This is a genomic window from Cupriavidus sp. DL-D2, from assembly GCF_039710735.1.
Lineage (GTDB): Bacteria > Pseudomonadota > Gammaproteobacteria > Burkholderiales > Burkholderiaceae > Cupriavidus.
The window spans coordinates 62,233-75,407 of the sequence record NZ_JBDKXK010000004.1 but is presented as its reverse complement, the minus strand read 5'-3'; the positions used below and the strand labels follow the sequence as shown (position 1 = coordinate 75,407).

Below are 13,175 nucleotides of genomic sequence, written 5' to 3'. Positions count from 1 at the left end.
CGCAGCAACCTTTTTTTCGTTGGATATCCGCACATGCTGAACAGAGCCACGCCGCACTTTGCATCCGCCTTTGCCCCGGTCGCCATTGCCGCGACGATCGCCACCGCGCTTGCCGCCGCCCCCGCCGCCGTAATGGCGCAAGGCGTGCCGATGCCGCAGGTTGCCGCCAAGTCCTGGATGCTGTTCGACGTGACCAGTGGCCAGGCCCTGGCGTCGCAAAACGCCGATCTGCGCATCGAGCCCGCATCGCTGACCAAGATCATGACCGCCTACCTGGCGTTCGAGGCGCTCAAGGAAAAGCGCCTGACGCTGGACCAGATCGTCACCCCCACGGACATCGTGCGGAAGGTGAAAAGCGATGAGTCGCGCATGTTCATCGAGGCTGGCAAGCCGGTGAAGGTGCAGGACCTGCTGATGGGCCTGATCGTCCAGTCGGGCAACGACGCCGCGCTGGCGCTGGCCGAAGCCGTGGGCGGCTCCGAGGAAGGCTTCGTGGCGATGATGAATCGCGAAGCGCAGCGCATGGGCATGAAGAACACGCACTTCACGAACACCGATGGCGTGCCCGACCCGGAGCACTACACCACGGCCGTGGACCTGGCCACGCTGACCACGCGCCTGATCAAGGACTTCCCCGAGTACTACGCGATGTACTCGCAGAAGGAGTTCACCTATAACAAGATCAAGCAGCCCAACCGCAACCGCCTGCTGTACATCGACCCGACCGTCGATGGCGTGAAAACCGGCCACACCAAGTCTGCCGGCTACTGCCTGATCTCGTCGGCCCAGCGTCCGCTGGCCAATGTGCCGAATGGCCAGCGCCGCCTGATCTCGATCATGATCGGCACGGCGTCCGACCAGGTGCGTACGCAGGAAAGCCTGAAGGTGCTGAACTACGGCTTCCAGTTCTTCGACACGCTGCGCCTGTACGACAAGGGCCAGGTCCTGGCCACGCCCGAGATCTACAAGGGCAAGTCCGGCACGGTCAAGATCGGCGTGGCCAACGAGACGTTCGTCACGGTGCCCAAGGGCACGGGCGGCCGCCTGAAGCCGGTGCTGGAGCGCCAGGAACTGCTGCTCGCGCCGATCTCGGCCGGCCAGCAGGTAGGCACGGTCAAGCTGATGGACGGCAACAACAAGGTGGGCGAGTTCCCGGTAGTGGCGCTGGAAGAAGTGCCGGAAGCCGGCTTCTTCGGCCGCCTGTGGGATACGATCCGCCTCTGGTTCAAGCGCAAGTAAGAAGGCTCTCAATGACGACAGATCCGAAAGACGGTCCGCTGATCCCGGGCGATATCCCGCCCGAGCAGTCGCTGATCGAATACCCGAGCGATTTCCCGATCAAGGTGATGGGCGCGATGCAGGACGGCTTTGCCGAAGCCATCGTGACGCTGATCCAGGAATTCGACCCGAACTTCCACGCCGGCAAGATGGAGATGCGTCCGTCGCGCAACGGCAACTACCTGGGCCTGACCGTGACCGTGTGGGTCACCAGCCGCGAGCAGCTCGACGAGCTGTATCGCACGCTGACGTCGCACCCGATGGTCAAGGTGGTGCTGTAACCGCATGAACGTCATTACCCTCAAGCCGGGCAAGGAAAAATCCCTGCTGCGCCGCCATCCGTGGATCTACGCCACGGGTATCGCCTCGACCGAAGGCCGCTGCGAGTCCGGTTCGACCGTGGTCGTCCGGGCCGCCGATGGCCGCTTCCTGGCGCGCGGCGCCTACAGTCCCGAATCGCAGATCCGCGTGCGCGTGTGGACGTTCGACGAGAACGAGCCCGTGGACCACGCGCTCTTCAAGCGCCGCGTGGCCGCTGCCGTGGCCCATCGCAAGCAGTGGGTGCGCGACACCAGTGCCGTGCGCCTGATCTTTGGCGAAGCCGACCGCATTCCCGGACTCGTTGTGGACTACTACGGCGAAGGCGAGCGCGGCCAACTGGTCTGCCAGTTCAACTCGGCGGGTGTGGAGCAGTGGAAGGACGCGCTCGTGCAGGCGCTGATCCGCGAAACCGGCTGCCCGAACGTCTACGAACGATCGGACGCAGCAGTGCGCCAGCGCGAGGGCCTGGAACTCGTGACCGGCGTGCTGGCCGGTGCCGAGCCCGATCCGGAACTGTCGGTGACCGAGCACGGCGTGAAGTACTACGTGGACGTGCGCAACGGCCACAAGACCGGCTTCTACGTGGACCAGCGCGACAACCGCAAGCTCGTGGGCGACCTGGCCGAAGGCCGCGAGGTGCTGAACTGCTTCTGCTACACGGGCGGCTTCTCGCTGGCCGCGCTGCGCGGCGGTGCCACATCGGTGACGTCGATCGATTCGTCGGGCGAAGCCCTCAAGACCGCCGCGAACAACGTAACGCTGAACGGCTTCGATGCCGACCGCGCTACGTGGCTCGACGCCGACGTGTTCAAGATGCTGCGCGAGTTCCGCGCCGAAGGCCGCCAGTTCGACCTGATCGTGCTGGACCCGCCCAAGTTCGCACCCTCCGCTGCGCATATCGACCGCGCCGCGCGTGCCTACAAGGAAATCAACCTGGTCGGCATGCAACTGCTGCGCCCGGGCGGCCTGCTGTTCACGTACTCGTGCTCCGGCGCCATCGGCATGGAGCTGTTCCACAAGATCGTGGCCGGCGCCGTCACCGATGCCCGCGCCGACGCCCGCATCCTGCGTCGTCTCTCGGCCGGCACCGACCATCCGATGTCGGCAGCATTCCCCGAAGGCGAATACCTCAAGGGCCTGCTGCTCGAAAAAGTCTGAGTCCGAAACTGCCTCGGAACTGACTTCTGGAGGTCATATTGACCACCTAAGATTCATCTCACGGTTGGGCATTGGCAGGTGTCTGACCGTCTCTTCTTATCAGTCTTCGTGGTAATGGCCCCGTCTCTCACGAGCGGGGCGTTTTTTTTGGGCGCTCGATGCCCTCGGACACGTAGACCCCACCCTCTACCCGCCCCCGCCGCCACGCCATCCGAAACTCCCTATAATCGAACGATCGTTCAGTTCACCGACAACGTACCCATCATTCGAGGAGACTTCATGCCCGGCGCCAAACATATTCCAGCCGCATTGCAGAACCTGGCTCTGCCTGTCATCGCATCGCCGATGTTCATCGTCAGTTACCCGGAGCTGGTGCTGGCACAGTGCAAGGCCGGTATCGTCGGTTCGTTTCCGGCGCTCAATGCGCGGCCGGCCGAGTTGCTGGGCGAGTGGCTGACGCAGATCGAGGAAGAACTGGACGCATTCAAGGCGGCCAATCCTGGCAAGCCGGTGGGGCCGGTGGCGGTGAACCAGATCGTGCATGCATCGAACGCGCGGCTGGAGCAGGATGTGCGGCTGTGCGTGGAGCACAAGGTGCCGGTTTTCATCACGTCGCTGCGTGCGCCGGTAAAGGAAATGATCGACGCGGTACACAGCTATGGCGGCATCGTGCTGCATGACGTGATCAGCATCCGCCATGCCGAGAAGGCCATCGAAGCTGGCGTGGATGGGCTGATCCTGGTGGCAGCGGGTGCCGGGGGTCACGCGGGTACGCTGTCGCCGTTTGCGCTGGTGGGCGAAGTGCGCAAGATCTTCGACGGCCCCATCGCGCTGTCGGGTTCCATCGCTACCGGTGACGCCGTGCTGGCCGCGCAGGCCATGGGCGCCGATTTCGCCTACGTGGGCACGCGTTTCATCGCCTCGCAGGAAGGCCATGCGAGTGCCGAGTACAAGCAGTCGATCATCGGCTCCGCCGCCTCGGACATCGTCTACACGAACCTGTTCACGGGCGTGCATGGCAACTACATCCGCGAGAGCATCCTGAATTCCGGCCTCGATCCAGAAAACCTGCCCGTCGCCGACAAGACCAAGATGGATTTTTCGAGCGGTGCGTCGAAGGCCAAGGCTTGGAAAGACATCTGGGGCGCCGGCCAGGGCGTGGGCCAGATCAGCGATATCCCCACCGCTGGCGAGATCGTGGCGCGCATGAAGGCCGAGTACGATGCGGCACGTGCCCGGCTGGGGCTGGTAGCATAAGGGCGTTTCGCGCCCTGCGCCCCTCGCCATCCAACGTTGCCTTCCACCGACCCAGACCAACCGATCGGCCCCGCCGACCTGCCCGGTACGCTTTCGCACCGGGAGCGCGTGATTCGCGCGTTCTGGGTCACGCTCGGTGTCATCAGCCTTGTGCTCGGCTTCATCGGCATCTTCCTGCCCTTGCTGCCGACCACGCCTTTCGTGCTGCTGGCCGCCGCGTGCTTTGCGCGCGGTTCCGAGAAATTCCACAACTGGCTGATCACGCACGAACGGTTCGGGCCGCTCGTGCGCGACTGGCAGGCCCATCGCAGCATTCCGCTGCGCGCCAAGTGCCTGGCACTCTCGATGATGTGGCTGTCGATGGGCACCACGGCGTATCTGCTGCGCGCACGGCCCGTGTCATCGCTCACGCTGCTGGCGATCGGCGCTGCGGTCTCGATCTGGATGATCCGCCTGCCCACACGGCCACGCGGCGGGTATCCGCAACCGGATGTCCCCGCCAGCGTTGGCGATCAGTCCTCTCAGTCGTAACGACGCGCATCCTCGATCGTCTTGCCGTCCTGCGGCAGCGATCCCTCCGCAACAAAATTCACCTCGCCGCGTAGCCGCAAGACGTCGCGCATCGATTCCGCCACGGCCCGTGCGAGGGCTTCGTCGTGACGCGTGGCATCGCAATGCAGTGTCATCGTGTCCGCGCCGACCGTCCCCGTGACGACGAGTCGTGCAGCGCGAATCTCGGGATGCCGCCGCACCACATCGGCCACCTGACCCGGATGCACGAACATGCCCTTGACCTTGGTGGTCTGGTCGGCGCGGCCCAGCCATCCCTTGAGGCGGATATTGGTGCGGCCGCACGGACTCGCTTGCGCCCACGAATCGGCGACGATGGCGGAGAGATCGCCCGTGCCGAAGCGGATCAGCGGATAGTCGCCGTTGCCGAGCACCGTCACCACCACCTCGCCCACCTCGCCCTCCGGCATCGGCTGCGTGCCGCCCGGCTCGACGATTTCCACGAGCACGCCTTCATCGACTACCCAGCCATCGCCGCCTTCGGTTTCGTACGCGATCAGCCCCACGTCCGCCGTGCCGTACATCTGCCGCGCCGTGACGCCGTGATCGCGCAACCACGCGCGCAGCGTCGGCGGGCAGGCTTCGCCCGATACCAGCGCCTTGGAAAGGCTCGCACACGGTTGCCCCATCTCCTCGCCGCGTTCGATCAGCAGTTTCAGGAACGATGGCGTCCCCGCATAGGCCGAGGGCTGCAGACTGGCCAGCGCCTGGACCTGCGATTCGGTCTGGCCGACGCCTGCCGGGAACACACAGCAACCGAGCCGATGCGCACCCGATTCCATCATCATGCCGGCGGGCGTGAAGTGATACGAGAACGTGTTGTAGACGAGTTCGCCCGCGCGGAATCCCGCTGCGAACATCGCGCGCGCGGTGCGCCACCAGTCCGCGGAGAAACCATCGGGTTCGTGGATCGGACCCGGCGACTGGAACACATGCTTCAACGCGCCAATCGGCGTGGCATTGAGTCCGCCCAGCGGCGGCGCACCACGCTGTCGCGCAGTGAGTTCGGATTTGCGCGTGACCGGCAGGCCAGCCAATGCACTGCGCGAGCTGATCTCGCGCGCATCGATATCGCAGAGGATCTCGGCAAAGTACGGCGCGTGCGATTGCGCATGCGCCACCTGTCGCGAGACCGCTGCGAGCAGCGATGCCTCGCGCTCCGCAGGCGCACGCGTTTCCAGCGAATCGAAATAGTCACCCATGATGGCAGCCATCCCTGGCGAAATTGGATGTGGAGCGGTAAGCGGTATCAGGCCAGCCAGCGCTTGCGCCGGCGGTAGCTCTTGACGTCGCGGAACGATTTGCGCACGCTGCCTTCGGCATCGTTGGCAGCCACGCCGAGGTAGAACTCCTTGACGTCCTCGTTGGTGCGCAGCGATTCCGCGTCGCCATCCATCACCACGCGGCCGTTCTCAAGGATGTAGCCATAGTCCGCATGGCGCAGCGCCACCATCGTGTTCTGTTCGGCCAGCAGGAAGCTGACGCCCTCACGCGTGTTCAGGTCGCGCACGATCTCGAAGATCTCCTCGACGATCTGCGGCGCCAGGCCCATCGACGGCTCATCGAGCAGGATCATCGACGGCTTGGCCATCATCGCGCGGCCAATCGCACACATCTGCTGTTCGCCACCCGAGGTGTAGCCCGCCTGCGATTTACGCCGGGTCTTCAGGCGCGGAAAGTAGCCATAGATCTTCTCCAGCTCGTCACGCGTCTCGCCGCGCGAGAGACCACGCGTGTAGGCACCCGTCAGCAGGTTTTCCTCGATGCTGAGGTGCGCGAAGCAGTGGCGCCCCTCCATCACCTGGATCACGCCACGCTTGACGAGGTCATTCGGCGTGAGCTGGTCCACGCGCTGACCCTTGTACTCGATCGATCCCTTGGTGACATCGCCGCGCTCGGCATGCAGCAGGTTCGAGATCGCCTTGAGCGTCGTGGTCTTGCCCGCGCCGTTGGCCCCGAGCAGCGCGACGATGCGTCCCTCAGGCACATCGAGCGACACACCCTTGAGCACCAGGATCACGTGATCGTAGATGACTTCGATGTTGTTGACGGAGAGGAGGGTCATTTTCCTTTGTCCCGATGCGTGTGTTTGCTCCCCTCTCCCGCAAGGCGGGAGAGGGGCGGGGGAGAGGGCGGGCGGTGCGTTCACAGACAGTTCGCAATTTGGACTGCTGGCCCTCTCCCCTAACCCCTCTCCCGCGTGCGGGAGAGGGGAACTGACTTACGACTTCACACAAGCCGGCGTGATCCCCTTCTCCTTCGCGTACTGCGCGGCGTTGGCCTTGAACAGCGGGTGGATCAGGCTCTTGTTGCCTTCGATCCAGTCGGAGACCACCACCCACTTCGCGCCGTCCCACTGCTGGATCTTCACCTTGCCCGATCCCTCGTGGTTGTCGCAACTCGTCTTGATCTCGGGCAGCAGGCCCGTGGCGCCGAGCTGTTGCAGACGTGCATTCGTGACGTTCAGGTTCTCGAACGCCCAGCGCATCTGGTCGCCAGTCATCACCTTGCCCTTGCCAAATTTCTCCTGCGCCACGCGTACGGCTTCCACGGTGACCACGGCAGCAGACACGCCACGGTTGTAGAGGATCGAGCCCACCTTGTTCTTGTCCTGCATGTTGCCCTTGCCGGCGCCATACACGACCTTCTCGATATCGCCGATCAGCGGCACGTTCTTGCCTGCCACGTTCCAGGTCGCGCTCATATAGCCCTTGGCGGCATCACCCGCCGGCACGGTGTCTTCCTCCGAGCCCGCCCACCACGAGCCAATCATCTTGTCGCGCGGATAACCCACCTTCTGCGCGGCCTTCAGCGCGGTCTGGTTCATCACCCCCCAGCCCCAGAACACCACGTAGTCCGGATTCTCCTGACGGATCTTCAACCACTGCGCGCCCTGCTCGTTGCCGGGGTGGGCCACCGGAATCTCGACGAGGTTGAACTTGTTCAGGCGCGCCTCGGCCTGCATTGCGACGATCGGCTCCTTGCCATATGCCGAGTCGTGATACAGGTAGACGATCTTCTTGCCGGCCAGCGACCCGCCGCTCTTCGACGCCAGGAACTTGACGATGGCCGATGCCTGCATCTGGTACGTGGTGACGAGCGGGAATGCATACGGGAAGACCGAGCCATCCACGGCGTCGGTGCGGCCGTAGCCCATCATCACCAGCGGCACCTTGTCTGCAGCAGTCTTGTCGACCAGTGCGTACGAGATGCCCGTGGACATCGTGTGATACGCCGTGCCCTTGCTCGTGGCGTTCTTGGCCTTGAGCCGCTCGTAGCACTCCACTCCCTTGGCGTTGTTGTACTCGGTCTCGCACTCTTCCCAAGACAGCTTCACGCCATTCACCCCGTTGTCCTTGAGGTTGACGTAGTTCAGGTAGTCCACAAAGCCGCCGTAGAACGATTGCCCGTTGGCACCATACGGCCCGACGCGATAGCTAGGCAGCGCCACGAACTGATCGTTGGCCTGCGCAAGTGCCGGCAGCGAAGGCGCCAGCAGGGCAGCCGCGACGCTGACCACCAGGGCGGCGCGCTGCACGTTTTGAAATACGGTCATGACAGTCTCCTTCACCTCGGTCGGGTGTAGTTATCGGTACGACGGTTATGGGCTAGTGCGGGAACGGCCAGAGTCTGAGTTTCTCCTTCGCGATCTGCCACAAACGTGCCAGTCCGTGCGGCTCCACGATCAGGAAGAAGATGATCAGCCCGCCGAACACCATCAACTGGATATGCGACACCGTGGCGTTCGTGAACGGCAGATGCAGCAGCGCCGCCAGACCGGGGAGCGTGTTGTCGAGGAAGATCGGCAGCAGCAGGATGAACGCGGCTCCGAGGAACGAGCCAAGAATGCTGCCCACGCCGCCGATGATGATCATGAACAGGATGCGGAACGACAGGTCCAGCGAGAAGCCATCCGGCTCCACCGATCCGAGATAGCAGAACGCATAGAGCGCACCGGCCACGCCGCAATAGAACGAGCTGACCGCGAACGCCAGCAGCTTGGTGCGCATCAGCGGAATGCCAATGACTTCCGCCGCCACGTCCATATCGCGCACGGCCATCCATGCACGGCCCGTTGCCGAGCGCACGAGGTTCTTCGCCAGCAGCGCGAGCACCGTCACCAGCGCGAGCACGAACAGGTACTTCTTCACCGGCGTATCGATCTGCATGCCGAACAGGTCAAGCCGCTGCGCCGTGATCACGCCCGACGAACTGTTGTTCGAGAACCAGGGAAACTTGGTCAGCGCCCACACCACGAAGAACTGTGCGGCCAGCGTGGCCACGGCGAGATAGAAACCTTTGATCCGCAGCGACGGTAGCCCGAAGGCCACACCCACCAAAGCTGCAGAGAGTCCTGCGAGGATGAACGTCAGCAGCACCGGAATGCCTTCGATGCGTAGCTGAAAGTTATAGGCCGCGTACGCACCCACAGCCATGAACGCCGCAGTGCCGAGCGAGAGTTGCCCGGCGTAGCCGGTCAGGATGTTGAGTCCCAGCGCTGCCAGCGAAAAGATCAGGAATGGAATCAGGATGGCACTGAGCCAGTATTCGGTGCCGACGAACGGGATGACGACAAACGCCACCACCATCAGCAATCCGAAGATGATGCGATCCTGCCGGATCGGGAAGATCTGGCTATCGGCAACGTAGCTCGTCTTGAACTGGCCGGACTCGCGATAGAGCATGATGGGCCTCCGTCAGACGCGATCGATATGCTTCTCCCCGAAAAGCCCCTCGGGCCTGACGAGCAGAAACAGCAACGCAAACACATAAGGGAACCATCCCTCGATCCCACCGAAGTTCCCGCCGAACATCGACTGGAACACGGGCGGAATGTAGATCTCGGCCAGCTTCTCCGACGCGCCGATGATCAGGCCGCCCACGATGGCGCCGGGCACCGACGTGAAGCCACCGAGGATCAGCACCGGCAACGCCTTCAACGCGGTCAGCGTCAGCGCAAACTGCACGCCGTTGCGCGAGCCCCAGAGCATGCCCGCCACCAGTGCAACAAAGCCGGCCACGCCCCAGACAATCGCCCAGATGTTCTGCAGCGGAATGCCCAGCGACAGCGCGGCCTGGTGATCGTCGGCCACGGCGCGCAGCGCGCGGCCCACTTTCGTGTACTGGAAGAACAGCGCGAGTCCGGCCACCAGTACGGCGGCGATCCCTGCGGCGGCGAGGTCGAACTTCGACAGCACGATGTTGAAGTTCGTCAGGATCGATTCGATCGGTTCATCGACGATACCCAACTGGATCGGGCGGACTTCATTGCCGAACAGCAGTGGTCCCAATCCTTCGAGAAAGAACGACAGGCCGATGGTCGCCATGAACAACGTAATGGGCGGTTGATTGACCAGCTTGCGCAGCACGAAGCGTTCGGTGGTCATGCCCACGATGATCATGACCACGAACGCGCCAATCACCGCCGCCCACATCGGCATGCCCTTGTCCATGAGGCCCACCACGGCCAGTGCGGCGAAGTACACCATCGCGCCCTGCGCGAAGTTGAACACGCCGGACGCCTTGTAGATCAGCACGAAGCCCAGCGCCACGAGCGAGTACATCAGCCCGGAGAGCAGCCCGCCAATCAGGATTTCGAAGAAGAACGTCATCGTCAGTTCCTGCGTGTTAGCGTCGCGCTCAGTGCGACGTGCCGAGGTAGGCGCGGATCACGTCGGGATTCGACTTGACCTCTTCCGGCGTGCCATCGCCGATCTTCTTGCCGTAGTCGAGCACGACCACGCGATCGGAGATATCCATGACCACGCCCATGTCGTGTTCGATCAGCACGATGGTGGTGCCGAACTGCTGGTTCACGTCGAGGATGAAGCGGCACATGTCCTGCTTCTCTTCCACGTTCATGCCGGCCATCGGCTCGTCCAGGAGCAGCATCGACGGCTCCGCCGCCAGCGCACGCGCCAGCTCCACGCGCTTCTGCAAGCCGTAAGGCAACCGTCCCACCGGCGTCTTGCGGATGGCCTGGATTTCAAGGAAGTCGATTACCTCTTCAACCTTGCGGCGATGCTGCATTTCCTCTGCGCGCGCCGGTCCCCACCACAGCGCATGCGCGAACACGCCCGTGCGGAACTGCGTGTTGCGGCCCGTCATGATGTTGTCGAGCACGGTCATGCCCTTGAACAGCGCGATGTTCTGGAACGTGCGCGCAATGCCTTGCCGCGCCGCCGCCGTGGGATGCATCTGCCGCCGCTCCTGTCCGCGAAACACGATGCGGCCCTGTTGCGGGTGATACACGCCGTTGATCACGTTCAGCATCGAACTCTTGCCCGCACCGTTCGGCCCGATGATGGCGCGGATCTCGTGCTCGCAGACATCGAACGAGATATCGGTCAGCGCCTTCACGCCGCCGAACGACAGCGAGATGTTCTGCAGATCCAGGATCACGTCGCCACGCGTATGCGTATGCGCGGTGCCATCGGGGCCATGCGAATCCCCGGTGCGCGGCGCGTCGTGCGCAGCGGTGCCAGTCTCGGGATGTGCGGGATGGGCCAGCCCGCCGGGCGCCACCATCGTGCCCGTGGCATCCACGCGCGCCATGCCACCCTGCCACGCTGTAGGGGTTGCGGTCATGCTTTGCCTCCGTCCATCACGCCGCGCGCGCGCCGCCGGCTGGCGGGAAACGCTTGGCATCCATCAGCTTCAGCGTGGCCGACACACTGCCCTCGCGGCCATCCTCGAACTTCACGCGCGTATCGATGAACTGCTCGGCGCGTCCGGCAAAGAGCGCATCCACCAGCACGCCGTACTTCTCGGCAATAAAGCCGCGCCGTACTTTTCGCGTCCGCGTCAGTTCGTCGTCATCGGGGTCCAGTTCCTTGTGCAGGATCAGGAAGCGCGCCACCTGCGAACCCGCCAGCATCGCATCGTTCGCCAGGTCGGCATTCACCTGCTCCACGCACTCGGCGATCATCGCAATCACGTCGGGCTGACTGGCCAGATCGACATAGCCAGCATAGGCCAGGTGTCGACGCTCGGCCCAGTTGCCTACCGCATCGAAATCGATATTGATGAACGCGCACACACGGTCGCGATCCGTACCGAAGGCCACGGCCTCCTTGACGTACGGAAAGAACTTGAGCTTGTTCTCGATGTACTTGGGCGCGAACATCGAGCCGTCGGCCAGCTTGCCCACATCCTTGGCGCGATCGATGATTTTCAGATGCCCATCGGCATCGATCACACCCGCGTCGCCGGTCATGAAATAGCCGTCGTCGTTGATGGCCTCGCGCGTGGCGTCGTCGCGCTTGTAGTAGGACTTGAGCAACCCCACGCCGCGCACCAGCACCTCGCCGTTGTCGGCAATGCGGATCTCCATGCCCGGCGCGGCCGGACCTACGGAATCGAACTTCACATTGCCATCGGGCTGCAGGCACACATACGCGCAGGTCTCGGTCTGGCCGTAGAACTGCTTCAGGTTGATGCCGATGGAGCGATAGAAGCGGAACAGGTCGGGGCCAATCGCCTCGCCTGCCGTGTAGCCCACGCGGATGCGGCTCATGCCGAGCACGTTGCGCAGCGGGCCATAGACAAGCACTTCGCCCATCGCATAACGCAACCGATCCATCATCGGCACGGGGCGTTTGTCGAGGATGTCCGCACCGCAGCGACGCGCCACGTTCATCGCCCAGCCGAACAGGCGGCGCTTGATCCAGCCCGCGTCTTCCATGCGGATCATCACTTGCGTGAGCAACCCTTCATAGATGCGCGGCGGGGCGAAGTAATAGGTCGGGCCGATCTCGCGCAGATCGGTCATCACGGTCTCGCGCGATTCAGGACAGTTGACCGTGAAACCGGCCACCATCGCCTGCGCATACGAGAACAGGTTGTCGCCCACCCACGCCATCGGCAGATAGGACAGCACATCGTCATTCGGACCGAGTCCATCGAACTGGCAGCCGTTGCGCGCCGCGCCGATCAGGCCCGCATGCGAGTGGCACACGCCCTTGGGCTTGCCCGTGGTGCCTGATGTATAGAGGATGATCGCGGTGTCATCGGGCGCGCCCTGCGCAATCGCTGCATCGTAGAAGCCGGGGTTCGCCTGATCGTACTCGCGGCCAATTTCCTGCACGCGTTCGTACGAAAGCAGCGACGGATGATCGTAGTCGCGCAGCCCGCGCGGATCTTCGTAGATCACGTAGCGCACCGCGCGGCCGTGCTGCGCCAGTTGCGGTTCCACTTCGAGCAGCTTGTCCACCTGCTCCTGATCTTCGACGATGGCGAATTCGATCTCCGCGTCTTCGAGCACGTACACCATCTCGTTGGCGATGGCGTCCTGGTAGAGCGGCACGGGCACGCCGCCCAGCGCCTGCGCGGCAGTCATCGACCAATACAGGCGCGGACGGTTGTCACCCACCACGGCCAGGTTCATGCCACGCCGAAAGCCGAGCGCGGCCAGCCCGCACGCCAGCGCACGCACTTCACGCGCAGCCTGCGACCAGCTGTATGTCTGCCAGATGCCGAGATCCTTCTCACGATGGGCCGGATGGTCGGGCCGCTGCGAGGCATGCGCCTGCAGCCATCGCGGGAAGGTCGTTGCCGACGATTCCTGCATCGCTGTCTCCTCTCCCCTGCGG

12 protein-coding genes are annotated in these 13,175 nt (G+C 63.7%); 5 read left to right on the top strand and 7 right to left on the bottom strand.

The genetic code is table 11. The annotated features are described in order from the left end of the window. Positions 1-33 precede the first annotated feature (33 nt). The 5 genes from ABDB81_RS03230 to ABDB81_RS03210 all read left to right on the top strand — a co-directional run bounded on the left by ABDB81_RS03230 (position 34) and on the right by ABDB81_RS03210 (position 4,545). Positions 34-1,239 (top strand): D-alanyl-D-alanine carboxypeptidase family protein, encoded by a 1,206-nt coding sequence (locus tag ABDB81_RS03230; protein ID WP_346809772.1) that lies wholly within the window; start codon positions 34-36, stop codon positions 1,237-1,239. 11 nt (positions 1,240-1,250) lie between these two features. Next, positions 1,251-1,559, top strand: coding sequence for a YbeD family protein (locus ABDB81_RS03225; RefSeq protein ID WP_137925932.1), 309 nt, complete (start codon positions 1,251-1,253; stop codon positions 1,557-1,559). Positions 1,560-1,563: 4 nt separating this feature from the next. After that, positions 1,564-2,757: a class I SAM-dependent rRNA methyltransferase gene (locus ABDB81_RS03220; RefSeq protein ID WP_137925931.1), complete on the top strand. Its 1,194-nt coding sequence runs from the start codon at positions 1,564-1,566 to the stop codon at positions 2,755-2,757. A gap of 279 nt (positions 2,758-3,036) precedes the next feature. Next, positions 3,037-4,014, top strand: coding sequence for a nitronate monooxygenase family protein (locus ABDB81_RS03215; protein WP_137926954.1), 978 nt, complete (start codon positions 3,037-3,039; stop codon positions 4,012-4,014). A 36-nt stretch (positions 4,015-4,050) separates the two neighbouring features. Beyond that, positions 4,051-4,545: a YbaN family protein gene (locus tag ABDB81_RS03210; protein WP_237380011.1), complete on the top strand. Its 495-nt coding sequence runs from the start codon at positions 4,051-4,053 to the stop codon at positions 4,543-4,545. On the opposite strand, the gene ABDB81_RS03205 is transcribed toward ABDB81_RS03210, so the two are convergent. From ABDB81_RS03205 to ABDB81_RS03175, 7 genes are all read right to left on the bottom strand, one after another. Then, positions 4,536-5,786, bottom strand: coding sequence for an AMP-binding protein (locus ABDB81_RS03205; protein ID WP_202126642.1), 1,251 nt, complete (start codon positions 5,784-5,786; stop codon positions 4,536-4,538). The two genes, ABDB81_RS03210 and ABDB81_RS03205, sit on opposite strands and share 10 nt — an antisense overlap. Positions 5,787-5,833: 47 nt before the next feature. Next, a complete protein-coding gene (locus ABDB81_RS03200; RefSeq protein WP_346809769.1) occupies positions 5,834-6,649 on the bottom strand; it encodes an ABC transporter ATP-binding protein in 816 nt (271 codons plus the stop codon). 156 nt (positions 6,650-6,805) lie between these two features. Beyond that, a complete protein-coding gene (locus ABDB81_RS03195) occupies positions 6,806-8,140 on the bottom strand; it encodes an ABC transporter substrate-binding protein (protein WP_346809767.1) in 1,335 nt (444 codons plus the stop codon). A gap of 52 nt (positions 8,141-8,192) precedes the next feature. After that, a complete protein-coding gene (locus tag ABDB81_RS03190) occupies positions 8,193-9,269 on the bottom strand; it encodes a branched-chain amino acid ABC transporter permease (RefSeq protein WP_137926958.1) in 1,077 nt (358 codons plus the stop codon). A 12-nt stretch (positions 9,270-9,281) separates the two neighbouring features. Then, positions 9,282-10,196 (bottom strand): branched-chain amino acid ABC transporter permease, encoded by a 915-nt coding sequence (locus ABDB81_RS03185; protein WP_137926959.1) that lies wholly within the window; start codon positions 10,194-10,196, stop codon positions 9,282-9,284. Between the two features lie 28 nt (positions 10,197-10,224). After that, positions 10,225-11,172, bottom strand: a complete 948-nt coding sequence (locus ABDB81_RS03180; protein ID WP_346809764.1) for an ABC transporter ATP-binding protein — start codon at positions 11,170-11,172, stop codon at positions 10,225-10,227. A 16-nt stretch (positions 11,173-11,188) separates the two neighbouring features. Next, positions 11,189-13,153, bottom strand: a complete 1,965-nt coding sequence (locus ABDB81_RS03175) for an AMP-binding protein (RefSeq protein WP_346809762.1) — start codon at positions 13,151-13,153, stop codon at positions 11,189-11,191. Between the last annotated feature and the right edge of the window lie 22 nt (positions 13,154-13,175).